Genomic DNA, 23,386 nt, shown 5'->3' on the forward strand with positions numbered 1-23,386 from the left:
TGATTCGCAACTTCCTGATCCGGTCTAGACGTTGAAGCGGAACTCGACCACGTCGCCCTCTTGCATGACGTAGTCCTTGCCTTCGGACCGCAGCTTTCCGGCGGCGCGGATCGCGTCCATCGCCTTGAGGGTCACGTAATCGTCGTACGAGACGATCTCGGCGCGGATGAAGCCGCGCTCGATGTCGGTGTGGATCTTGCCGGCCGCTTGCGGCGCTTTGGTTCCCTTGGCGATCGTCCAGGCCCGGGTCTCCTTCGGGCCGGCGGTCAGGAACGTCATCAGGCCCAGCAGGTCGTACGCCTCGACGATCAGCCGGTCCAGCCCGCCGGCCGTGATCCCGTAGTCGGCCCGGAACATCGCGACGTCGTCCTCGCTCATCCCGGCGAACTCCGACTCGACCTTGCCGTTGAACGCGATGGCCCGGCTGTTCTCGGTCCGCGCGTGGGCCATCACCGTCTCGGCCATCGGCCCCAGCGTCGCGATTTGCCCCTCGTCGACGTTGGCGACGTAGAGCATCGGCTTGGCGGTCAGCAAGAACGACTCGCGGGCCAGGCGCAGCTCCTCGGAGTCGGGCGGGAAGGCGCGGGCCGGCTTGCCGGCCTCCAGTGCGGCGACCAGGCGCTCCAGCGCCTCCAGCTCGGGAGCCTGCTTGGGGTTCGCGCGGACCTCGCGGGCCAGCTTCTCCCGGCGGCGCTGCAGGGTGCCCAGATCGGCCAGCGCCATCTCGATGGCGATGATCTCGATGTCGCGCAGCGGGTCGGGCGCGCCCTCGACGTGGGTGACGTTGTCGTCGGCGAAGCAGCGCACCACCATCGCGACCGCGTCGGTCTCCCGAATGTGCGAGAGGAAGGCGTTGCCGAGCCCTTGACCGCTGGCAGCCCCCCGGACCAAGCCGGCGATGTCGACGAAACGCATCGTCGCGGGGACGATCTTCTCCGACGCGTTCAGCGCCGCGAGCGCGTCGAGCCGCCGGTCGGGCACCGGGACCTCGCCGACGTTCGGCTCGATGGTCGCGAACGGGTAGTTCGCTGCCAGCGCTTGCGCTGAACGCGTAAGCGCGTTGAAGATGGTCGACTTGCCCACGTTGGGAAGCCCGACGATACCGCACGACAATGCCACGGAGCGCCTTCGTACGCGGCACCGAAGGATTCGCCCTTGGACCTCCCGGAGTATGCGGGGATGCGGCAGATGAAGGTCGACAAGCTGGGGATCGATCTCCTCACGCACGACCCCGTCGTCATCCTGAAGGACCTCGAGGGCAAGCGCTACCTGCCGATCCTGATCGGCCCGTTCGAGGCGACGGCGATCGCCTTGGCGCTGGAAGGCACCTCGGTCCCGCGGCCGCTCTCGCACGATCTGATGCGCAACTTGCTCGAATCGCTCTCGGCCAAGCTCGAGCAGATCGTCATCCACGACATCAAAGAGTCGACGTTCTACGCCAAGCTCGTCGTTCGGACCAACGGCGACGTCCAGGAGATCGACGCGCGTCCGTCCGACGGGATCGCGCTGGCGCTGCGCATGCAAGCGCCGATCTTCGTCAGCGACAAGATCGCACTCGAGGAGACGGTCCCCGACAACAAACCGGCCGAGCCCGAAGAACAGCAAAAATTCAAGAAATTCATCGAAGAGCTCAAGCCCTCGGATTTCTTAGAATAGTGGACGTGGGCGGCGCGCTAGTCTAACGGCGCTCCGCCCCTGGCTCCGCGCCCCCCACGCTTCGCGTGGGGCCCCCGGACCGCCGCGCGCGGCGACATCGAGCCAAGGGGACGTTCCCCGAGGCCGCGCGCGAACTCGTCCCGCTCAGGCGGACTTTTTTGCTTTCGCGTCTTACCTTACGGCGCGATGTACACGACGACTGAACGGGCTGAGATCGGGGTCTATGGGGGCTCCGGGTTCTATTCGCTGATCGAGAATCCGCGTGAGGTTTGGGTCGAGACGCCCTACGGGTTGCCCTCGGACAAGATCGCGCTCGGCGAGATCGCCGGCAAGAAGGTGGCGTTTCTGCCGCGCCACGGCAAGGATCACCGCTACCCGCCGCAGTCGATCAACTACCGCGCCAACGCCTGGGCGATGAAGGCGCTGGGCGTGACCCGCATCATCGGCCCGACCGCCTGCGGCTCGCTGCAGCCGCACGTGAAGCCCGGCTCGATGGTCGTCGCCGACCAGATCGTCGATCGCACCACCGGCCGCAAAGACACGTTCTACGACGGCCCGATCACGACGCACGTCTCGTTCGCCGATCCGTACTGCCCGCAGCTTCGGCCGATCGCGATCGACGCGCTGCGCGGCCTGGGGATCGACACGCACGACCACGGCACGATCGTCATCATCCAAGGACCGCGCTTCTCGACGCGTGCCGAGTCGAAGTGGTTCAGCTCGCTGGGCTGGGAGGTCATCAACATGACCAACTACCCGGAGTCGTATCTCGCGCGCGAGCTCGAGATGTGCTACGTCAACATCTCGCTGATCACCGACTACGACGTCGGTCTGGAAGGCGCCGGCGGCATCCAGCCCGTCTCGCACGCCGAAGTGATGAAGGTGTTCGCCAGCAACAACGAGCGGGTGAAGGCGGGCATCTTCAAGATCATCGAGAGCATGCCGGCCGAGCGCAGCTGCTCGTGCGGCGACGCGTTGGCCGGCGCGCGCGGGTAAACGGCGCATCATGAAGCGCGCACCGCTGCCCGGCGTCGACCCGTCGATCTACCTCGCGGCGCTGCCGCTGCTGGTGCGCAACCCCTCGATCGTCATCGTGCCGCTGCTGATGGCGGTGATCGGGATCCTGGTCGGCCGCCTGTTCACGCCGGGCGGCGCCGACCTGGGCGGCATCACCGGGGGCATCCTGCAGCTGTTCGTGTTTCTGCTGATGCTGTTCGGCCTGGGCACGGCGTGCATCATCGCCGACGACGCCTGGCGTCACGGGCGCGCCTCGTTCGAGAACGGCTGGGTCGAAGCGCGCCGGCGCGCACCGGAGATCCTGATGGCCGCGATCGGCGTGAGCTTCGTGCTCGCGATCGGACAGTACGCGAGCGCGCTGCTCGGCGCGATCGGGTATCTGCTGTTGGCCGCGGCGGCCTTCTTCCTCATCTTCGCGATCCCGGCGGCCGCCGTCGGCGGCGTCCCCGGCGGCGCGGCGATCCAGGTCTCGATCGACCGGGTACGCGCGAACCCGCTCTCCGCGGCGCTCGCGACGATCGTCACCATCGGCCTGGTCATCGTGGTCACGCCGATCCTGACCGGGCTCGTGTTGACGTGGCTGGCGCCGTATCTGACCGGCTTTTCCGTCATCGGCTCGCTGATCGAAGCGGTGTTCCAGGCGATCTTCGTCAGCTACTCGGCGCTGATCGTCACCAAGAGCTACACCGACGCCGCCTTCGGCCGCCGTTTCTAGCCGCTTGCGCGATCCGCACGCGCCGGCGCGAGCGCCATTCGGACCAGGTCGGCGACCAGCGGCGGGCTGACGTTGGTGCGCGCGATCCGATCGGCGTCGCCCAGCGCGGTCAACAGCCGCACGTACGCGGCCGGCTCGCGAGCCGGGAGCTGCGCCAAGCGCGCGCGCTGATCGGCGGCGAGCAGCGGGACGCTGCCGCCGAGCTGCAGCGCGACGTAATCGCGCGCCAGCGTCTTGACGGTCTCGAGGCCGGCTTCGAGCGTCGGGCGCGTCGCCCAACCCGCGGCGTCGGCCGCCTCACCCCGCGCGGCGGCGAAGAACCACTCGACGGCGGCGTCGCGCGTCGCGCCTTCGCCTTCTTCGAGGAAGGCCAGCGCGCGCGTCGCGCTGCCGTTTGCCACCGCGGCGGCCTGCCGCGCGTCGTCGGGAGCGATGCCGGCGCGCAGCAGCACGTCAACGACCTCGTCTTGCGCCAGCGAGGGAAACGTCACTTCGACCAAGCGTGACTTGATCGTCGGCAGCACGCGGCCCGGCGCGTAGCTCGTCACGATCAGCACGACGCCGGCCGGCGGCTCCTCGAAGAACTTCAGCAGCGCGTTGGCGGCCTCACGCGTGAAGTCCGCGTCGCCGAGCACGAACACGCGCATCCCGCCGGCGTACGAGTGCAGCGAGAGCTGCCGGACCAGATCGCGCGCGGTCGGCTCGTCGCTGTCGTGAAAGCCGCTGCCGTCGCGCTCGCCGATCTTGAGTTGCCCCTGCGCTGCGTAGAAGTCCGGATGCGTTCCCGCCGCGAAGCGCGTGCAGCCGGTGCAATGACCGCACCAGCCGAGCAGCGTGCGCTTGGGGGTGACGCACAGCAGCGACTGCGCCAGCGCGCGCGCGAACGTCTTCTTCCCGACGCCCTGCGGACCGCTGAACAAGTAGCCGTGCGCGAGCGTGGCGGTCGTCAGGTGCTCGAAGAACGCGCGCGGACCGGCCGCGCCGATGACGTCGAAGGTGCCGTCGATCATGGGTGCGCGCTCGCGCGGCGCTGCTCGAGCACGGCGCGGGCGGCCGCCCGGACGTGGTCCGGCGGCGCCACGCCGTCGAGCACATGGATGCGCGGGAACCGCTTGGCCAGCGCGAGATAGCCCTCGCGCACGCGCTGGTGGAACGCGTCGTCCTCGCGCTCGAGACGGTCGGCGCCGCCGCGGGCGGCGACGCGCGCGCGAGAGAGCTCGACCGGGATGTCGAGCAGGAACGTGAGGTCCGGTGCGATGCGGCGCGTGGCGGCCAAGCAGATCTCCAGCAGCCCTTCCACGTCCAACCCGCGGCCGTACCCTTGATACGCAACGGTGGCGTCGAAGAAGCGGTCGCACAGCACGGTCGTCTCTGCCTTCAAGGCGGGCGCGATCCGTTCGGTGACGAGCTGCGCGCGCGAGGCGTTGACCAGCATCACCTCCGCCAGCGGATCGACCGTGTACCGCGGGTCGACGAACAGCGCGCGCACGGCGTCGCCGAACGGCGTCCCGCCGGGCTCGCGCGTCACGACGACCTCTTCGCCGCGGGCGCGCGCGTCGGCCGCCAGCGCCGCGATCAGGGTCGATTTCCCGGCCCCTTCGATTCCCTCGAACGTAACGAGCACGTTTGGCCGGTTCGCGTCCGGGGGGAACGGCGCCCCCATCGCGGGGAAACGAGCGGTTCCATGGAGCGCTACCGGGCGGTGGCGGCCCGCTTTGCCCGACGCCGCCTGCTCGCCATCGTCATCTCGTTCCCCGCAGCTCTGATCTTCGTCACCTTCGTCGGCGTGTTCACCGTGCCGGAAGCAGAGGCGTGCTTCGGGCTCGCCGCGCTGCTGACGCTGATCGTGCCGATCTACCAGACGATCGCGCTGCGCCGCGCACTGGCTCCCGTCCGCCGCGCGCTGACCGAAGGGGCCGGCGACGCACCTGCGATCGCCTCCCGCCTGCGCGGCCTGGTCCCGCACTTCGTGATCGCGTGGTTCCTCGCGTTCCTGGTGATCCCACTGATCGCGGTCCCGCTCGGAAACGGTCTGGTCGGCCTGCCCTCGGCGCAGAACCTGGTCGTCGGCGTGCTGGGGACGCTGCTGTGCTGGGCGATGTACGCCTCGCTGTTGAGCCTGGCGCTCGAAGAAGCGCTCGCGACCTGGGCGACCCTGACGGCCGAAGCGTTGCATGCTCAGCTGCCGCCGCCGCGGGTCACCGCCGGCGGGATCGCCGGCCGGATCATCCTGGTCGTCACCGTCACCGCGGTCTTCGTCACCACCGTCACCGGCGCGATCGCCGTCCGCGGCGAGAGCAACGATCGCACGCTGGCCTTCGCGCTGACGTGCGTCGTCGTGATCGCGTACGCGTTCTTCGCCGCGCGCTTCCTGGCCGACGCCATCGCCGCGCCGCTCGGCAAATTGGCGCGCGCGCTCGATCGCGTCGCCGACGGCGACTTCGAAGCGCTGTCCGAGCTGCGCACGCTCCCGCGCACTTCCCACGAAGTCGGGATCGTGCTGCACTCGCTGGCGGGCGCCGAAGCGTCGCTGCGCGAGGTCTCGCACGCGGCCGTGCGGCTGGCCGACGGCGACCTGGCGACCACGATCACGCCGCGCGGCGAAGGAGATTTCCTCACCGCGGCGCTCGCGCGGTTGCTCGGCGCCGTGCGCGACGTGCTGCGCGACGCACGCGGCGCCGCCGGCGCGCTCGACGCCGGCTCCGCCGACGCCGACGCGAACGCCGCCGAGCTGCGCGCGGTCAGCAGCGGCATCGCGGACGACCTCCAGGCGACCTCGGCCAGCGTCGAAGAGCTCGAACGCACGACGATCGAGGCCGGCGCCGCCAGCGTCGACGTCGCGCACGCGGTCAGCACCGTCCAAACCTCCGCCGACCGTCTCGAAGATCTGGTGCGCGACACCGCCGCCGCCCTGGAGCAACTCGCCAGCTCCGTCGAGCGCAGCGTCGAGATCGCCGGGACGATCCGCGCGCTCGCGCACACCGCCGAGGACGTCGCCACGCGGGCCGGCAACGCCCTCTCGGACGCGACCGGTTCCGGCGAACGCGCCGCCCTCGCCCTCGGCTCGACGCTCGAAGGGATCGAAGCCCTCCACGAAGCGTCCGAGCGGATCGGCGCGATCACCGAGACGATCGACGAGATCTCGGATCAGACGAACCTGCTGGCGCTCAACGCCGCGATCGAGGCGGCGCGCGCCGGCGACCACGGGCGCGGCTTCGCCGTCGTCGCCGACGAGATCCGCGGCCTGGCATCGCGCGCCGCGCAAGCCAACGCCGAGATCGCCGCCGTCGTGCGCGACGTGCAGCGCCGCACCGGCTCCGCCGTCGCTTCCACGCGCGAAGGCAACGAGGCCGCGCGCGCGGCACGCGCGGCAACCGGCGCCGCGTCGGACGCGCTCGGTGCGATTCGCCGCGACGTCGGCGAGGTCGCGCGCCGCCTGGACGACGTCGGTCACGCCAACGACGAGCAAAAGAGCACGACCGAGGCGCTGATGCGCGCCACGACGGCCGTCCGCGAGCAAGCCGCGCAGAACCGCACCGTCGCGGACAACCTCAGCGCCCTCGCCGAGCACCTCGCGCGCGCGGCCTCGGAAGGCGCCGACGCCTCCACGCACACCCGTTCCCGCGTGGCCGCGCTGGTGCAGGCCGGCGAGACCGTCGCCAGCGAGGCGGCCGCGCTGCTGCAGATGACCGGCACGCTGCGCGACGCCTCCGCCCGGCTCAACGCGGCGATCGCGCGCTTCCACGACGACCTGGTGCCGACGGCCGAGGTCGGCGCGTTGCGCGCGCCGACGGGCCAGCTCGCCCTGCGCTGAAAGAGCGGTACCCGGGCGCCGTCACTGCGGAACGAACGTACGCGCGCCGGCGTCGTACCGCAGGTGCAGGCGCCCGCCGGCCGCCGGTGAGATCAGCAGCGCGTTCGACGGTACGACGGGCGCGAAAGCGAAGCGCCGCACGCCGCGCCCGACCCAGACGTGCAGACGCGGCACCGGCGCGAAGTCGGCCGAAAATCCGGCCGGCAAGAAACTCGCGGTGACCACGTCCGCGGCGACGACGCCGTCGAGGGTCGCGGCCTGCAGCAGACCGACCAGCGCCGGCGTACGTGCGTCGTTGCGAACCTCGTAGTGCGCGGTGGGCGTCCCCGGCGCGAGATCCCCGGGGCCGAATCGCGTGCCGGAAAATGCGTAGCTGCGGCCGGGGAGTGCGCGTCGAACCACCGCATCGAGCGCCGGGCGCCGAGCGTCGCCGTTCGGTAGACGACCGCCGTACAGACCATAGCCGTCAGCCCATGCGACGCAGGACCGCGAACGGACGGGAAACCGCAGCCAGATCGCGCTGGGGTCGCTGGCCGCGCTGCAACGGGCAAGGAACACCTGTGCGCCGCTATCCGCCAGCGCGCTCGCACACGCCGGCGCGAACTCCACCACGAGTCGGTAGATTACCGGCACGGTCGCGAGCGGTGAAGTGCCCGCCGGCGTCGTACTCTCGGGGCGAGAGGGAGCACCGTCGGCGTGTGGTGACTCGCGAAGCGGCATCCGATCGACTGACCGAGCTGGTCCGGGTTATGACGGACCGGCGCCCGCGCGTCCTCGTGGTGACGGCGCCCGCCGGCTACGAGAAGAACGTGTTCGTCGCCCGGTGCTCCGCCGCGATCGGCGCGGGAACGGTCTGCGATCTGGGCGACGGCGCCGCTCCCGACGAGGTCGCCGGCGCGATCCTCGACGCGCTCGTCGCCGCCGACGTCTCGACCGCGTCGCGCAACGCCGTCGACCGGCTCGTCGCCGGCCGAACGGAGGGGACGACGCGCGAAACCCTGCGCCGGCTGTGGCCCTTCGCCGCGCGCGACGAGCTGGTCGTGCTCGACGACTGGGCCGGCAATCTCGCCACGCCGTCGGGTGCCGAGCTGTTCGCGGAGCTGGTCGCGACCGCGCACCCGCAGCGCCGGCTGGCCATCGTCGCGCGGCACACGCTGCCGCCGGCCCTGCACCATGCCCTGGCCGAGCTCGACGTGTTGGCGGTCGGCGAAGCGGAGCTGGCGCTCGCGGAAGCCGACCTCGCCGCCGAGGCCGCCGCGCTCGGCGTCGGCGAGGAGGCGGCCGCGGTGTCGGCGCTCACGCACGGCTGGCCGCTGGTCTCGCGCGCCTTCCTGCGGCTGCGTGCCGGCGGCGCGCCGGACGAACTGTACGAAGCGGCGGCGAAGCTCGACCGCGCCACGCTGCTGCCGTTCGTCGTGCATCGCAGCGTCGCCGCGCTCACGCCGCTCGCGCGCGATGCCCTGGCCGCCGCGGCGGTGCGGCGTGCCATCAGCCATCCGGACCTCATCCGCGTGCTCGGCGAGGAGTGCGACGACGCGATTTGGGCGACGCTTCAGGCGCTGCCGTTCGTCGCGACTTCCGGCGAGCGGATCGTGGTTCATCGCGTGGCGCGCACGGTGCTGCGCGAGCGGTTCGCCGTCGCCTTCGAGACGGCGTACGAACGCACGCTGCGTTCGCTGGTGGGTGACGGCCGCTACACCGAGGGAGCTCACGTCGCGCTCGACGTCGGCGACGGCACGCGGGCGGCGGCGATCATCGACGCCGCCCCGCCTTACACCACCGCGCCCGTCCCCTTGCGCGAGTATGTGCGTATCATCGATCGGCTCGACAAGACGCACATCACGCGGTTTCCGAACCTGTGGGTGGCGACGATCCCCTACCGCTGTTACGCCGTCGATGCGGCGACGTACGCGCGCGAGTCGGAGACGGTCTACTACTGCTTGCCGGCCGGTGCGCCAGCCGACCTGCGCGCGGCGACGCTGATGATCCTGGCCTCGGCGTACGTGAACCTCGGCCGTCTGAGCGAAGCCGACGCCCTGATCGAAGACGCGCTGCACGGATTCGCGGCCGAGCCGTCCACGGCGCGCGCCTCGCTGCTGAACTTCACCGCGTCCCTGCGCGGCATCGAAGGCCGCTTCGTCCTGGCCCGCGCGCTCGCCGCGCAGGCCGTCCAAATCTCGCGCGATCGCTTCGGCGAAAACCAGACGCTGCACTACATCGAGGCGCACGAGGCGGCGTATCGAGGACGGTTCGACCGGGTCACCGTCATCATCGACGAGCTGCTGCGGAGGCGGCGCGACGAGGAGCTGCCGCTGTACCTCGCCTACGTCGCGATGAATGGCGCCGTGTTCGCGTGGGTGAACGGCGACGACGCGGCGTTCGACCGCTACGAGACGATCTTCGAGAACACGCTCACGCCCGCGATCGAGGTCGGCATGGCGCCGCTCGTGGACGCCGCGCGCGGACGCCCGGTGCGCTTGCCGGAGGAGAACGCCTGGCCGCTGATCGCGGCCGGCGCACAGCTGTATCGAATCGGCCACGCGGCGAGCGCCGACGATGCGCTCGACGCGGCGCGCCAGGCGGCGCGCGCGGCGGATCGTCGCGGAGAGCCGTACTTCCGACTGCTGGCGTACGTCGCGCTGTTCGAGTTGGGCGACGAGACGGAGCGCGAACAGGCGCGCGCCGCGATCGGCGCGATCGCATCGGCCGTCGAAAGCCCCGAGCTCCAGGCCGCCGTCGGCGGCCTGTTCGCCGGCGGCGACCTCGGGATGCTCGATGCCTACGTTCGCCGGCGCGTCCGGCGCGAGCGCGTCAGCCGCGAGCCGCACGTCGCGATCGAGCTGTTGGCCGGACGCGTCACGCGCGACGGAGCGGACGTGCCGTTCAGCGACAAAGAGTTCGAGCTGCTCACGCTGCTGGCGGCGACGCCGGGACCGGTCAGCCGCGACCGCATCGGCGAGGCGCTGTGGGACCACCTCGATCCCGAAGAATGGGCGAACAATCTCAAGGTGACGATCTACCGCATCCGTACGCGCTTGGGGCGCCGCGACGCGATCGTCGCGGACGGCGGCCGGCACCGCCTCGCACCGACGATCGAGATCGACCTGCGGCGCGCCGAGACGCTGGTGCGCGGCCGGTCGAGCACGCTCGACGACGACGTCCGCCGCGCGTTGCAAACGATCGTCGATACCCATCGCAACGGCATAGCTTCTCGCTATGAGCGGTACGCCTGGTCGCACCAGCTCGTCGCGCGCATCGCGGAGGTCGTGGGCACGGCGGCGGCCACACTCGCCGCGGACGCGCTGGCACGGGGGGCGACCGCCGAGGCACTGACACACGCGAGCTACGCCTCCGGGATCGACCCGCTCGACGAACGCGCCTGCGAGGCCACCATCCGTGCCCATCTCGCGGCCGGCGACCGAGATGCCGCCCGCCGCGAGCTCGCTCGTTACGGAACCTCGCTGCGGCGCGAGTTGGGCAGTGAGCCGCCCGCGCATCTGGTCGAGCTGGTACGACCGGTGTAGCGCGACGCACAAAGAACGGGCCACACGTAAAGCGTGCGGCCCATCGGTTACGGCGAGGTTACAGGGGCGAAGCTAGAGGTCGGGGCCCTTGAAGATCTTGACCCGCCGATTCGGCTCGAGCCCGGTCGACCGCGACTGCAGCCGGTATCGCTCGGCCAACTGATGCTGCATCCGCCGCACGTAGGAGGTCTGCGGCGTCAGCTCGACCGCCCGCGAGTCGAGCAGCACCTGATAGACGGCCTCCTCCGCCTCGCGCATGGCGATCTCTTCGACGTCGATGGACGGCAGGTTGAAGACGTCTTTGAGCGCCGACTGGATCTGCGTGGTCGTGTTGGTCTTGATCGAGTAGATCGGAACGTTCTCGGCCGCGATCTGCTTGAGCCGCTCGGACTCTTTGCGTTCGAGCGTCTTGAGCGTCAGCACGACGTCGGCGTCGTCCCACTTGCGCGCGATGTTGGCGTGCACGCGCAGGTTGTGCACGGCGCGCTCGATCTTGTTGCGCGAGACCCCGTACGGGAAGATCATCAGCGGCTTGGAGTCCTCGTCGACGCTCTCACCGGCGGCGCCGAAGATCGCGTGATCGTCGTCGCGCGGCTGCTGCGTGAGCGAGCGCACCTTCTCCGAGGCGATGGCTTCGGGGTTGGCGTGCTGGAGGATGTCGATCGCGCCGCCGAGCGTGCGCTGGCGCACCTCGGGCTGCGGCGTGTAGCCGCGCAGCAGCGCGTCGACGACCTCGGCGACGTTCTGGTGGATCGCCAGGCGGTCGCGGTCTTGGATCTCGACGATGACGTCGAAGGTCGGCGGCTGCTTGCGCTCGAGGACGGTCTTGCGCGTACCGCGGCGGCGCGCTTCTTCGTCGGAGAGCGTGACCGCGCTGATCCCGCCGAGCAAATCCGAGAGCGTCGGATTCATCAGCAGGTTCTCGAGCGTCTGCCCGTGCGCGGTGCCGATCAGCTGCACGCCGCGCTCGGCGATCGTGCGGGCCGCGAAGGCTTCCGCCTCAGTGCCGATCTCGTCGATGACGATCACCTGCGGCATGTGGTTCTCGACCGCTTCGATCATCACGTTGTGCTGCAGGTGCGGATCCGGAACGGGCATGCGGCGCGAGTGACCGATGCCGGAGTGCGGTACGTCGCCGTCGCCGGCGATCTCGTTCGAGGTGTCGACGATCACGACGCGCTTGCGGTCTTCGGCCAGGACGCGCGCGCACTCGCGCAGCATCGTCGTCTTGCCGACGCCGGGCCGTCCGAGCAGACAGATCGACTTACCGCTGCGCACGACGTCGAGCACGATGTCGATCGTGCCGTACACCGCCCTGCCGACGCGACACGTCAGTCCGACGATGCGTCCCGTGCGATTGCGAATCGCGCTGATACGGTGCAGGGTCTGCTCGATCCCGGCTCGATTGTCGCCGCCGAACGGCGAGAGTCGGGACACCACGTGCGCGATATCTTCCGCGGTCACCGGCGTCTCGCCCAGGAACACGAAATCGTCCTCGAAACGTGCTTCCGGCGCGCGGCCGAGATCGAGCACGACTTCGATGACGCGTTCGAGGTGGGGGAGACGGACGAGCGCTTGGCGGATCCCGAGGGGGAAGATATCGAGGAGCTGCGTCAGCTCCCGGTTCGGCACGAAGGACTCGGCGTTAACGGCCAACGTGTCTCCTCGTCGACGTCTGATTTTCTGGCCGCCGCTCCCGTCGCCGGAAGTCGCGACGGGAATGAGCCTTCCGCTCCGGCGGGTCGATTACCTGGAGCATCGTCATTTCGCATACCCGGCTTGAGCCCGAACGTTTCGGCGGTCGCCCCGTGCCCGAGGAAGCGCGCGGACCGCGCGCGCCGGCCGGCGAACGCGCGCCGGTATGCCGCGCCGTTATTTCGAAGACTACGTCCCCGGCTCGTCCGCCGAGCTGGGCGCGCTGACCGTCGACCAGGACGAGATCATCGAGTTCGCCCGACGCTACGATCCGCAGCCGTTTCACACCGATCCCGAGGCGGCGAAGGCGACGCCGTACGGCGGCCTGATCGCCAGCGGCTGGCACACCTCGGCGATGATGATGCGGATGGTCGTCGAGCACTTCGTCGACGGAGAGACCAGTCTGGGCTCGCCCGGACTGGGCCCGATTCGCTGGCTGCGTCCGGTCCGGCCGGGCGACGTCCTGCGCGTGCGCGCAACCGTGCTCGAGGCGCGCCGTTCGCAGAGCAAACCCGACCGCGGCACGATCACGATCGAGGTCGACGTCGTCAATCAGAACGACGAGGTCGTGATGAAGGTCGAGAACTGGCTGGCGATCATCCAGACGCGACCGGCGTAGCCGTCAGCGCGCGCAGCGCCGCGTCGTACTCGCGGACGAGCCGCGCGACCAGCTCGGCGGCGGTCGGCACGCGGTCGACCACGCCGATCCCTTGACCCGAGCCCCAGATGTCGCGCCAGGCCTTGGCCTCGCGCGTCGAGCCGAAGTTCATCGCCGACGGATCGCTGAGCGGCAAGTTGTCCGGGTCGAGACCGGCGCGTTCGATCGACGCGCGCAGATAGTTGCCGTGCACGCCGGTGAACAGGTTGGTGTAGACGATGTCGGCCGCGCTCGAGGCGACGATCGTGTCCTTGTACTCGGCCGGCGCGTGCGCTTCGGCGGTGGCGATGAAGGCCGAGCCCACGTAGGCCAGGTCGGCGCCCATCGCGCGCGCCGCCAGCACCGAGCGGCCGTTGGCGATCGCGCCCGAGAGCGCGAGCGGGCCGTCGAACCAGGCCCGGATCTCTTGCACCAGCGCGAACGGTGACCAGGTCCCGGCGTGGCCGCCGGCGCCCGCGGCGACGGCGATCAGCCCGTCGGCGCCCTTTTCGATCGCCTTGCGCGCGAAGGTGTCGTTGATGACGTCGTGCAGCACGATGCCGCCGTAGGAGTGGATCGCCTCGTTGACCTCGGGCCGCGCGCCCAGCGAGGTGATGACGACCGGCACCCGGTGCTCGACGACGACCTGCAGGTCGTGCATCAGCCGGTCGTTCGACTTGTGGACGATCAGGTTGACGGCGTGCGGCGCCGACGGGCGCTCCGGATGCGCGGCGTCGTGCGCGGCGCGCGCTTCCTCGATGCGGCTCAACCACTCACTGAAGAGCGGGGCCGGCCGAGCGTTGAGCGAGGGGAAGGCGCCGACCACGCCCGCCGTGCACTGCGCGATGACCAGGTCGGGCTGCGAGATGATGAACAGCGGTGCCCCGATGACGGGGACCGCGAGCCGAGCGGGCTCGAGCGCGCCGGAGAGCATGCGCTCTCGTTGCGCGCCTCCGCTCGCCGTCCTGCTATCCGGCTTGTCGGGCCTCGCTGCGTAAGGTTCGCAGCGAATCGGCGTACGCGCCGAACCACAAATCGAGCAGCTCCGCGTCGGAGGCCTGGCGCATCCGCGGATCGCCGGCGGCCGCGGTACGCAGCACGCCGAGAATACGCCGGTTGCTCAAACGACCGAACTTATACCGAAGGGTGCGCCGAGCCACCTCGCGCGCGTCCTCTCGGAGCACCTGATCGAACCCATTGACGGAGAAATCCATCGCGGGCCTCCTTCCGCGACCGTATCGTGTCGCCACCCGCGCGACGATACGTCATTGAATACCCTTTCTTCCGCAAAGGCAGCCTGGTTCCCGCAGCGGGGCCGTTCAGCTTCGGCCAAACCGGCGGTTGCGGAGCGTCCATACAGCCGAACGAGCGGTCACTTGTACGAGCGCACCAGCACCTTCGAGGCGTTGGCGGAGGCCCAGGTCAGCGCCGTGGAGCCGGCCGGATAGCCGTTCTGCTTGAGGATGTAAGCGAGCGCGGCGACGTACTGGTCGTGCGAGAGGCTGCCCGGGTCGTTGAACGGCATGTTGGTGGTGATGTACCCGAACATGTCGCCGACCGTCAGGTGGGTCTTGGTGCCCAGCGTGGTCAGGTTCGGGCCGGAGAGCGGCGGGCCGGCCCCGCCTTCGAGCGCGGCGCCGTGACAGAGGGCGCACTTGCCGGCATAGACGGCGGCGCCGGTCGCGGCCTGACCGGCCGTGTAGAGCGCCGGGGCCGCCGGAGCGGCGCCGCTTCCGCTGGGCCGGAGCAGTGCGCCGGTCAAGAGGGCTGCAGACGAAAGGGCCGCGACCAGCGCGGCCCGGGAGAACTGGGACAATGCGTACTCCTCGGGGAGGGGGCGTTCAGCGCGAGACCTGCGCGTACAGCTCGTCGAGATCTTCGAGCATGTTGAGGGTGACGGCGTCGTTGATGGAGCCGTCCTTCACGCCCGAGGCGCTGCGCATGTTGCCGGCCAGATCCGGCGCGTGGTTGTATCCGAAGATCGCGTCGTTGTGCGCTTGGATCTTCTCCTTGCTGAGCGTGCCGCCGTTCTGGTCGACGACCCACTGTTCGAACTGGACGTACGTCGGCTTGCGCGTCTTGATGTACTCGATCACACGATCGCGGTTCAGGCCGAGCCCGTCGATCGTCATTTGGTCGAAGCCTTTGCCGCACGAGTCGTAGTCGTCGGGTAACACGCCGGCGTTCGCGAGCGTGAGCTTTGCCCACAGACGCGGAAGGTGGACGGCGCCGAGCGGTCCGGCCGTACCGGAGCTGATGAGCGGGACGACGCGAGTTCCGGACGCGGTGTTCATGACAGACGCCTCCTGGCGAGAAGTGTTCAAGCGTGGTTGAGGTGACGGGCGCGGCGCGAGGGAAAGGTGAGCTCGGCCACGCCGGACTTGTCGAGCGAGTCGCCCAGACCGAGCGCGACCAGGCGGTCGAACTGCGCTTTGGTCTGGGCCGCGAGCGGGAGATCGAGGTCGCGGTCGCGCGCCAGCGCGAGCGCGATGCCCGAGTCCTTGGCGGCATGCGCCGCCGAGAAATAGACGTCGTGCTCGCGATTTTGCATGTCCTCGCCGTCGGTCTCGAGGACGCGCGAGTTGGCGCCGGTTTGCGCGAAGATCTCGCGCAGCATCGCGAGGTCCAAGCCCAGCGCCTCACCCAGGCCGAGCCCCTCGGCCAGCCCCGCGGTGTTGATGTTCATGACCATGTTGACGAGCGCTTTGACTTGCGCGGCGCGGCCGGCTTCGCCGACGTAGCGCAAGCTCGAGCTCAGGTCGCGCAGCAGCGGCTGCAAACGGTCGAAGGCCTCGCGCCGTCCGCCGATCATCAGGTAGAGCGCGCCGTTGCGCGCCTGCGGGATCGAGCTGGCCATGCAGGCTTCGATGCTGCTCGCCCCGCGGGCCTCGGCGCGGCGCTGCACCTCGCCGTGGATGGCCGGCGTCACGGTCGCGCAGTTGACGAACGTCTTGCCGCGCGCGTCCGCGAGCAGCGAGTCGCCCGTCTCGGCGAAGATCTTCTGCATCGCGGCGTCGTCGGTGACGACGGTGATGACGACGTCGGCCCCGGCCGTCACGTCGGCCAGCGCGTCGACGGCCCGCGCCCCGGTCTCCTTGGCGACCTCCTTGGCCGCGTCGGGACGCACGTCGTAGACGGTGGCGATCGGGTACCCGAGATCGTGCAGGCGCAGCGCCATGTTGGCGCCCATCCGACCGGCCCCGACGAGGCCGATGCGAGGCTTCGTGTCCGCGTTCACGGTGGCAGTGGTGCTCCTATTGCGTGGCGACGTCGCTCGGTCGGTAGAGCCGAACGCCGTATTGGGCGAGGATGCCGGTCAGCTCCGCACTATGATTGGCGATCACCTGGTCGAGCCGCGCGGCCAGGGTGTGATCGTCGGGCCGCGTCGCCATCGACATCGGAAACGCGTACTGCTCGGGCGAGCCTTGCGAGCGCGCGTTGGGCACCGCCACGACCTCCAAGTTGGGACGGCTGCGCAGGAAATAGCCGATCGAGGGTTCCCAGGTCACCGCGACGTCGACGGTCCCGCGTTCGACCGCGTCGAGGATCTCGGCCGGCGAGGTCCCGTCCTCGTCCCCGATCTCGAACGGCGTGGCGTGCGTGATCAAGGTGCGCAGCTTGAGTCCGGTCTCCGCCGGCGTATCGGTCTCGAACCCGATGCGGAGCGAGCGCAGCTCCGGTGAGTCCATCGAGGTGATGTCATAGTGCTTCGCGCGCGGATAGACGAACACGTACGAGGAGACGTAGTAGGGGTGGGTGACGGCGAGCCCGTCGATCGCGTACGGCACGTCCATCAGGACGTCGCACTTGTGCGCGCGCAGCGTCTGGCGCAGGAACCCGTCGAAGCCGTTGGGGCCGCGTTCGGTCTGCCAGGTGAACCGCACCGGTTCGCCGAGCGCCTTGCCCACCGCGAGCGCGACGCGGTTCTCGAAGCCGCCGCCGCTGCGCGAGGAGAACGGCAGGTAGTTCGGATCGGCGCACACCCGCAGCACACCGGACCCGGCTCCGCTCGCGGCGCCGACCGGCGACGCCACGAGCGAGAGCGCGAGTGCGGCTGCGAGCAGCCCGATGCGCCTGATGCGTCCGCTCACAAGGAGAAGACGACCAGGTCGCCACCCAGGTTGGTGTAGCGGGAGAGGTCTTGGGCAGCGTTGACCGCACCCAGGCCCGCCGTCGGCTCCGCGAGCCCGGCCGCCAGACCGATGCCGGCCCAGCCGCCGACGCCCGACATGAGCGCGACGTACTGCTTGCCGTCGTGCATATAGGTGATCGGGTTGGCGATGATGCCCGAGGGCATCTTGAACTTCCACAGCAGGTTGCCGGTCTTGGTGTCGACCGCTTTGAACCAACCGTCCATCGTGCCGTAGAACGCGACGCCGCCGTTGGTGGTCAGCACGCCGCCCCAGGCCGGGAAGCGTTCCTTGTCGGTCCACACGATGTGGCCGTCGCTCGGATCCCAGGCGATGACCGCGCCGCGGTTGCCGCCCGGACCGGGATACATCTTGACGATCGCGCCGACGAACGGGAAGCCGCTCTTGTACTTGACCGCGAACGCCTTGTAGTCCATGCAATTGTGGTTGGTCGGAACGATGAAGTAGCCGGTCTGCGGATCGTACGAGGCGGGCTGCTGATCCTTGTTGCCCATCGCCGCCGGACAGATGTTGCTGACGTTGACGCCGGCGCGCGTCCCGTAGGCGGGATTGAGGACGGGGCGTCCGGTGGCGAGATCGATGCTCGACGCCCAGTTGACCGACGGGTCGAACTTCTGCGCCAGCAGCAGCTTGCCGTTGCGGCGATCGAGCTCGTAGCCGAAGCCGTTGCGGTCGAAGTGCACCAGCGCCGGGACCGTCTGATCGCCCTTCTTGAGGTCGACCAAGATCATCTCGTTGATGCCGTCATAGTCCCACTTGTCGTGCGGCGTCATCTGATACGCCCACACGGCTTGACCGGTCTCCGGCTTGCGCGCGAAGATCGTCATCGACCACTTGTTGTCGCCGGGCCGCTGCGTCGGGTTCCACGTGCCGGGGTTGCCCGTGCCGTAGTAGAGCAGGTCCAATTGCGGATCGTACGAGTACCAGCCCCAAGTCGTGCCGCCGCCGACCTTCCACTGATCGCCGTGCCAGGTCGCCGTGCCTTGGCCCTTGGGACCGCTGAACGACGAACCGATCAGCACGTCGGAGTCGGGGCCCATGCTGTACGCGCGCCAGACCTTGTGGCCCGTCGCGAGGTCGAGCCCGGTCAGGTAGCCGCGCACGCCGAACTCACCGCCGGAGACGCCGACGATGACGCGGTTGCCGACCACCAGCGGTGCGGCGGTCGTGGTCTGACCGCGCTCGGGATCGTCGTTCTTGAAGTCCCACACGACGTGGCCGTTCTCGGCGTTCAGCGCGATGATCTGACCGTCGAGCGCGGCGGCGATGATCTTCCCGTCGCCGTACGCCACGCCGCGATTGACCAGGTCGCAGCACGCGACCGAGACGGCGAACGCGTCTTGCTTGGGCGTGTACTGCCACTTGATGTGGTAGTCGGTGAGATCGACCGCGTAGACGTGATTGGGATACGCGCTCTCGAAGTACAGCGTGTCGCCGATGACCAGCGGCTGGCCTTCGTGCCCGCGCGTCGCGCCGGTGGACATGGTCCACGCCGCCTTCAGACCGCTGACGTTTTGCGTGGTGATCTGATCGAGCGTGCTGTGCCGCGTGTTCGCGTAGTTGAGGCTGGGCATCACCCACTGGTTGGGGTCTTGGCTCATCTCCGCGAGCGAGAGCCGTTGATGGCCCGACGCGACGTTTTGGGCTACGTTGGATGCGGCGGGTTGCGTTTGGTGCGCGCCGGCCCGACCGATGGTCAAACCACCGATCAGGGCGCTGCCGGACAACGCCGCCACCAGAAGTGCGGCGAGAGCCTGACGCTTCATGAATGCCGACCTTTCAAATGAACGATGAACGGGCGGTCCGGACTCCCCCCACGATAGGACTGCGGGCGCCGAGCGACAAGTCATCCGTTTGGTGGAGGGTACTTTCTTCCGCCGCTGCGCCGATGCGAGGGAGATCAGCGCCAATGACGACCAGCACAGACGAGCGTCAAGCCGACGGTAGGGTTCCGCAGGCTGCGGTCACCGTCGCGGTGGTCGTCGAACGCCCGACGACCCGCGAGGCGATCATTCGCGTTCTCGCCACCGATGCGGGCATTCGCGTGGTCGGTCAGGCCGACGATTTGGCGAGCGGGCTGGCGTTGCTCGACCAGCAGCGCCCGCGCGTCGTCGTCGTCAACATGCGCCTGGGCGGTACGGACGCACCGGGCGTCGTCTTCATTCGCGCCGCCAAGGAGCGGCATCCGGAAATCGGCGTGCTCTCACTCAAGCGCCGCGTCGACGAACATCTCTTGCGGACCGCGCTCGACGCCGGCGCCGACGCCTGTTGCCTGGCGACGACGCCCGAGAACCGGCTGCGCAGCGCGATCAAAGCGGTCGGCGAGGGCGCGACCTGGCTCGACCCCGAGATCTCGCGCATCCTGCTGCACCCGGTCGTGCGGCGGCCGGTCGATCCCCCGCGCGACGACGAGGGCATGCACCTCTCCCCGCGCGAGCACGAGATCCTCCAGCTGCTGACCGAAGGCTACACGAACGACGAGATCGCAACCTCGCTGCGCTGCTCGGAAGCGACGATCAAGACGCACCTCGTGCACGTCTTCACCAAGCTCAACGTCCACGATCGCGTCAGCGCCGCCGTCGCCGCGCTGCGCCGCGGCATTATTTGAAGGCCGAACGCGCCGGCTTCGCCAACGGCGAGGCCACTACCGCACGACGCGGATGAAGCGCAGCTCGTCGTCGTACGGACCCTGCATCTTGACGCCGGCCTTCTTCTCGAGCGTCAGATAGTCGATCACTTCGGGGGTGATCTCCTCGCCCGGCGAGAGCACCGGGATGCCGGGCGGATACGGCGTGATGACTTCCGCGCAAATGCGCCCGGCCGAGGACTTGAACGGCACGAACTCGGTCGCGGCCAAGAACGCGTCGCGCGGCAACAGCCGAATCGGCGGGATCTTCGGCAGCTGATAGGTGCCGGTCTTCATCCGCCGGTCGAGCACGCCCGAGGGCGAGAAGATGTCGACCGGACGGTCCTCGCGCGCCAGCTCGCGCACCCCGTAGACCAGCGCGTCGGAAGCCTCGCTCGTCGTGCCGATCGTGTAGAGCGCGACGACGTTGAACAGGTCGGCCAGCTCGACCTGAACGTTGTAGCGCCGGCGCAGGATCTCTTCGGCCTCGTAGCCGGTGTAGCCGAGCTCCTTGACGGTGATGGTGATCTTGGTCGGGTCGAGATCGAAGACGCCCGGCCGTCCCTCGAGCTCTTCGCCGAAGCAGTAGACGCCGGGGATCTCGTTGAGCTCGGCGCGCGCGTGGTTGGCGATCTCGATCGTGCGCGAGAGCAGGGCCGGACCGTCGAGCGCCATCTGCCGGCGCGCGACGTCGAGCGAGGCCACCAGCACCAGGTTGGGGCTGGTGGAGAGGAACAGCTTGTAGACGGCCTTGAGCCGGTCGAGCTTGATGCGATTGCCCTGCACGTGCAGCATCGCCGTCTGCGAGAGCGAGCCGAGCATCTTGTGCGTCGAGTTGATGCACATGTCGGCGCCGGCTTGCATCGCCGAGAGCGGCAGCGCCGGGTGGAAGTGGAAGTGCGGACCCCAGGCCTCGTCGACCAGCAGCGGGACGTCGTGCTCGTGCGCGACCGCCGCGATCCCCTCGAGGTCGGCGGCCACGCCGTAGTAGGTCGGTGAGACGACGTACACCGCCTTCACGTCCGGCTCGCGCGCCAGCGTCGCGCGGACGGTCTCCGGCGTGACGGTGTGATCCATGTGCAGGTTCTCGTCGACTTCGGGCTGCATCCAGACCGGCGTCGCGCCCGACATGATCAGGCCGCCCATCGCGCTCTTGTGCGAGTTGCGCGGCAGCGCCAGCTTGTCGCCCGGGTTGAGCGCCGCCATCATCATGCACTGGTTGCCGCTGGTCGAGCCGTTGATCAGGAAGAAGCTCTGGTCGGCACCGTAGCACGCGGCGGCCAGCTCTTGCGCCTCGACCAGCGCCTCCTCGGGCTGCAGCAGGTCGTCCAGGCCCCGGATCTGGGTGAGGTCGATCGCCAGCACGTTGTCGCCGACGAAGTCGCGGAAGGCCCGCTCCATCCCGATCCCCTGCTTGTGACCGGGCGTATGGAACGGGATGACGCCCGCGTCGACGTAGTCGAGCAGGACCTGGAAATACGGCGCACGCGTCTGGTCCAGCGCGCTCGCGTGGGGATCCCGGCTCGTCACAACGCGACGGAGTATACCGCGCGCGAGGCGCCGCCGTCGATGGCTCTCGACGGCCTCAGCGCTCGGCCGCGGGGACCTCGGGCGCGAGCGCCGGGCGCGGTGCTCCGCCGGCCGGCCGCGCCGGCGCCGGCTCGGGCGGGTCGGGGTGGACGGTCAGCCGGATGTAGAGCCCGTCACGCCCGCGGCTGGTGACCTCGCGCAGGCGCGCTTCGCGGTCGTAGACGACCCGCACCCGGCGCCGCGCGTCGAAGGTGCGGCGGTCGCCGGTCTCCGGATCGACGTGGACCGGCAGCGGTACGTCGCCGTTCGCCTCGACGAACTGATCGACCGCGTCGTGGCTGATCTCGACCGTCACGAAGCCGTTGGAGTAGCGCAGGGCCAGCTCCGGCGTCGTGCCGATCTCGATGACCGGCTCGAGCTTCTGGCGCTTGCGCGCGACGCCCAGCTTCTGCGGCGCGACCGGGGTGCGCTCGACCCGGCGGATCATCCGCGCGCCTTCCCGTCGGGCGGCACCAAGCCGCGCTCGACGGCGATGTCGACCAGCGTCGCGCGCGCGCTGCGCTCGGCCTCGTCGGCGGCCCGCAGCGCGTCGGCGATCTCGGCCGCCGTGGCGGGACGACGATAGAGGACGCGGCCGGCCGCATCCGTGACGGTGACCCAGGCGTCCACGCTACCTGCCGTCCTTGGCGGTAGTGCTCACGCCTCGATCTTCTCCTCGATCGACACGTTGTACAAGAACAAGAACTTCTTCCACTCGCCGGGCAAGGTGTTCCGCTTGACGCGGATCCACGGTATATATTTCGGCGCTTTGGGCTTGCGCTTGAGCAGCATGTTGGCGTGCTCGGGGGTGCGGTTGTTCTTGCGGTTGTTGCAGCGCATGCACGCGCAGACCAGGTTTTCCCAGGTCGACGGGCCCCCTTTGCTGCGCGGGACGACGTGGTCGACCGTCATCATCCGCTCGCCCTTGATGCCGCAGTACTGACAGGTGTAGTCGTCGCGCAACAGGACGTTCTTCTTCGTCAGCGCGACCTTCTGCATCGGGCGCTTGATGTAGTAGAGCATGCGGATGATCGAAGGCAGCTTCATCTCGTAGCTGGTCGATTTGATGAACGCGTCGCGCCGGTGGACGATCTCTGCTTTGCCCGAGAAGATCAGCTTCACGGCGCGCTGGAACGAGGTGATGTTCAGCGCCTCGTAGGTGAAGTTCAGGACCAGGACGTCGTTCACGATCGCTCCCGTGTGGAAGTGCGCAAGCGGCGAAAAAGCGAGAAGCGAGGCATCAGACTGCCTCGCTTCTCGATGAACTCGTGACGATGTGACGGCGCGGACTGCGAGATCCGCTCCATTGCGTCGGCCTGCGCCTTGGAGCGGCGCCTACGGACGTCATCGTCATCTTGGGCCGGGAGTTCGCCTCAGGCGGCGAGCGGACCCTTCGGCACGGCCGCCTCGACGATCGCCAGGAAGTAGGCGTGGACGCGATCGTCGCCGGTCAGCTCGGGATGGAACGAGGTGCCCAGCAGGTTGGCTTGGCGCACCATGACGCCGTGCCCGTCGCGCTCGGCCAGCACCTCGACCTGCGGTCCGACGCGCTCGATCCAGGGCGCCCGAATGAAGATCGCCGGGAACGGCGCCTCGCCGAGGACGGGAATCGCGAGCGGCACCTCGGCGGAGTCGACTTGGCGGCCGAACGCGTTGCGGCGCACGGTCACGTCGAGCAGTCCCAGCGTGGGCTGCGGCAAGCCGGCGACGTCGTGCGCGGCCACGATCAAACCCATGCAGGTGCCCCAGAGCGGCATCCCGGCCCGCGCCCGCGCCCGCACCGGCTCGGTCAGCTCGAACCGCTCGAGCAGCCGGATCACCGTCGTCGACTCACCACCCGGGATGACCAGCGCGTCGACCTGCGCCAGATCGGCCGGCGTGCGCACCTCGCGGACGCGCGCGCCGGCCCGTTCGAGCGCGTGCCGGTGCTCGATCACGTCCCCCTGCAGCGCCAAGACGCCGATGGTGGCGGGCTGGGACAC

24 protein-coding genes are annotated in these 23,386 nt (G+C 69.4%); 7 read left to right on the forward strand and 17 right to left on the reverse strand.

What is annotated here, in order from left to right:
• Positions 1-24: 24 nt before the first annotated feature.
• Positions 25-1,119 (reverse strand): redox-regulated ATPase YchF, encoded by a 1,095-nt coding sequence (gene ychF, locus VMD91_18605; GenBank protein HTW86089.1) that lies wholly within the window; start codon positions 1,117-1,119, stop codon positions 25-27.
• Between the two features lie 36 nt (positions 1,120-1,155).
• On the opposite strand from ychF, the gene VMD91_18610 reads away from it, so the two are divergent.
• From VMD91_18610 to VMD91_18620, 3 genes are all read left to right on the forward strand, one after another.
• A complete protein-coding gene (locus tag VMD91_18610) occupies positions 1,156-1,656 on the forward strand; it encodes a bifunctional nuclease family protein (protein ID HTW86090.1) in 501 nt (166 codons plus the stop codon).
• A 186-nt stretch (positions 1,657-1,842) separates the two neighbouring features.
• Positions 1,843-2,652 carry an S-methyl-5'-thioadenosine phosphorylase gene (locus VMD91_18615; protein HTW86091.1) on the forward strand — a complete coding sequence of 270 codons (810 nt, stop codon included), beginning with the start codon at positions 1,843-1,845 and terminating at the stop codon, positions 2,650-2,652.
• A 10-nt stretch (positions 2,653-2,662) separates the two neighbouring features.
• Positions 2,663-3,388 carry a hypothetical protein gene (locus tag VMD91_18620; GenBank protein HTW86092.1) on the forward strand — a complete coding sequence of 242 codons (726 nt, stop codon included), beginning with the start codon at positions 2,663-2,665 and terminating at the stop codon, positions 3,386-3,388.
• On the opposite strand, the gene VMD91_18625 is transcribed toward VMD91_18620, so the two are convergent.
• The gene (locus VMD91_18625) at positions 3,385-4,398 is read right to left on the reverse strand and encodes a DNA polymerase III subunit (GenBank protein HTW86093.1); all 1,014 of its coding nucleotides are present in this window, start codon (positions 4,396-4,398) and stop codon (positions 3,385-3,387) included. The genes VMD91_18620 and VMD91_18625 overlap by 4 nt on opposite strands.
• Positions 4,395-5,012: a dTMP kinase gene (tmk, locus tag VMD91_18630; GenBank protein ID HTW86094.1), complete on the reverse strand. Its 618-nt coding sequence runs from the start codon at positions 5,010-5,012 to the stop codon at positions 4,395-4,397. Before tmk ends, VMD91_18625 begins: the two co-directional genes overlap by 4 nt.
• Positions 5,013-5,072: 60 nt before the next feature.
• On the opposite strand from tmk, the gene VMD91_18635 reads away from it, so the two are divergent.
• Positions 5,073-7,202: a methyl-accepting chemotaxis protein gene (locus tag VMD91_18635; GenBank protein ID HTW86095.1), complete on the forward strand. Its 2,130-nt coding sequence runs from the start codon at positions 5,073-5,075 to the stop codon at positions 7,200-7,202.
• 21 nt (positions 7,203-7,223) lie between these two features.
• On the opposite strand, the gene VMD91_18640 is transcribed toward VMD91_18635, so the two are convergent.
• Positions 7,224-7,604 (reverse strand): hypothetical protein, encoded by a 381-nt coding sequence (locus VMD91_18640; protein ID HTW86096.1) that lies wholly within the window; start codon positions 7,602-7,604, stop codon positions 7,224-7,226.
• 347 nt (positions 7,605-7,951) lie between these two features.
• Between VMD91_18640 and VMD91_18645 the strand changes: the two genes are divergently transcribed.
• Positions 7,952-10,726, forward strand: a complete 2,775-nt coding sequence (locus tag VMD91_18645; GenBank protein HTW86097.1) for a BTAD domain-containing putative transcriptional regulator — start codon at positions 7,952-7,954, stop codon at positions 10,724-10,726.
• A 72-nt stretch (positions 10,727-10,798) separates the two neighbouring features.
• Here the strand turns inward: VMD91_18645 and VMD91_18650 are convergent, their stop codons facing one another.
• On the reverse strand, positions 10,799-12,382 hold the full coding sequence (locus VMD91_18650) for a R3H domain-containing nucleic acid-binding protein (GenBank protein ID HTW86098.1): 1,584 nt from the start codon (positions 12,380-12,382) through the stop codon (positions 10,799-10,801).
• A gap of 205 nt (positions 12,383-12,587) precedes the next feature.
• On the opposite strand from VMD91_18650, the gene VMD91_18655 reads away from it, so the two are divergent.
• The gene (locus VMD91_18655) at positions 12,588-13,040 is read left to right on the forward strand and encodes a MaoC family dehydratase (protein HTW86099.1); all 453 of its coding nucleotides are present in this window, start codon (positions 12,588-12,590) and stop codon (positions 13,038-13,040) included.
• Here the strand turns inward: VMD91_18655 and VMD91_18660 are convergent.
• The 7 genes from VMD91_18660 to VMD91_18690 all read right to left on the reverse strand — a co-directional run bounded on the left by VMD91_18660 (position 13,018) and on the right by VMD91_18690 (position 18,975).
• Positions 13,018-13,992 (reverse strand): nitronate monooxygenase family protein, encoded by a 975-nt coding sequence (locus VMD91_18660; GenBank protein ID HTW86100.1) that lies wholly within the window; start codon positions 13,990-13,992, stop codon positions 13,018-13,020. The two genes, VMD91_18655 and VMD91_18660, sit on opposite strands and share 23 nt — an antisense overlap.
• Before the next feature lie 34 nt (positions 13,993-14,026).
• On the reverse strand, positions 14,027-14,272 hold the full coding sequence (locus VMD91_18665; protein HTW86101.1) for a hypothetical protein: 246 nt from the start codon (positions 14,270-14,272) through the stop codon (positions 14,027-14,029).
• Between the two features lie 158 nt (positions 14,273-14,430).
• Entirely contained in the window at positions 14,431-14,874 is a 444-nt protein-coding gene (locus VMD91_18670; protein ID HTW86102.1) for a cytochrome c, read from the reverse strand.
• A gap of 25 nt (positions 14,875-14,899) precedes the next feature.
• Complete coding sequence (locus tag VMD91_18675; GenBank protein HTW86103.1) at positions 14,900-15,352, reverse strand: hypothetical protein; 453 nt, start codon at positions 15,350-15,352, stop codon at positions 14,900-14,902.
• A 26-nt stretch (positions 15,353-15,378) separates the two neighbouring features.
• Positions 15,379-16,296, reverse strand: coding sequence for an NAD(P)-dependent oxidoreductase (locus tag VMD91_18680; protein HTW86104.1), 918 nt, complete (start codon positions 16,294-16,296; stop codon positions 15,379-15,381).
• 16 nt (positions 16,297-16,312) lie between these two features.
• A complete protein-coding gene (locus VMD91_18685; protein ID HTW86105.1) occupies positions 16,313-17,149 on the reverse strand; it encodes a transporter substrate-binding domain-containing protein in 837 nt (278 codons plus the stop codon).
• A complete protein-coding gene (locus VMD91_18690) occupies positions 17,146-18,975 on the reverse strand; it encodes a methanol/ethanol family PQQ-dependent dehydrogenase (GenBank protein ID HTW86106.1) in 1,830 nt (609 codons plus the stop codon). Before VMD91_18690 ends, VMD91_18685 begins: the two co-directional genes overlap by 4 nt.
• A 143-nt stretch (positions 18,976-19,118) precedes the next feature.
• On the opposite strand from VMD91_18690, the gene VMD91_18695 reads away from it, so the two are divergent.
• Positions 19,119-19,817 (forward strand): response regulator transcription factor, encoded by a 699-nt coding sequence (locus VMD91_18695; GenBank protein HTW86107.1) that lies wholly within the window; start codon positions 19,119-19,121, stop codon positions 19,815-19,817.
• A gap of 36 nt (positions 19,818-19,853) precedes the next feature.
• Here VMD91_18695 and VMD91_18700 read toward each other — a convergent pair whose 3' ends face one another.
• The 5 genes from VMD91_18700 to pdxT all read right to left on the reverse strand — a co-directional run bounded on the left by VMD91_18700 (position 19,854) and on the right by pdxT (position 23,386).
• Complete coding sequence (locus VMD91_18700) at positions 19,854-21,365, reverse strand: aminotransferase class I/II-fold pyridoxal phosphate-dependent enzyme (GenBank protein HTW86108.1); 1,512 nt, start codon at positions 21,363-21,365, stop codon at positions 19,854-19,856.
• A 55-nt stretch (positions 21,366-21,420) separates the two neighbouring features.
• The gene (locus tag VMD91_18705) at positions 21,421-21,852 is read right to left on the reverse strand and encodes a hypothetical protein (GenBank protein ID HTW86109.1); all 432 of its coding nucleotides are present in this window, start codon (positions 21,850-21,852) and stop codon (positions 21,421-21,423) included.
• Positions 21,849-22,034 (reverse strand): hypothetical protein, encoded by a 186-nt coding sequence (locus VMD91_18710; protein HTW86110.1) that lies wholly within the window; start codon positions 22,032-22,034, stop codon positions 21,849-21,851. The genes VMD91_18705 and VMD91_18710 overlap by 4 nt, the downstream gene beginning before the upstream one ends.
• A gap of 27 nt (positions 22,035-22,061) precedes the next feature.
• The gene (locus tag VMD91_18715; GenBank protein HTW86111.1) at positions 22,062-22,592 is read right to left on the reverse strand and encodes an HNH endonuclease; all 531 of its coding nucleotides are present in this window, start codon (positions 22,590-22,592) and stop codon (positions 22,062-22,064) included.
• 185 nt (positions 22,593-22,777) lie between these two features.
• Positions 22,778-23,386: a pyridoxal 5'-phosphate synthase glutaminase subunit PdxT gene (pdxT, locus tag VMD91_18720; protein HTW86112.1), complete on the reverse strand. Its 609-nt coding sequence runs from the start codon at positions 23,384-23,386 to the stop codon at positions 22,778-22,780.

The sequence above is a fragment of the Candidatus Sulfotelmatobacter sp. genome (assembly GCA_035504415.1).
GTDB lineage: Bacteria > Vulcanimicrobiota > Vulcanimicrobiia > Vulcanimicrobiales > Vulcanimicrobiaceae > Vulcanimicrobium.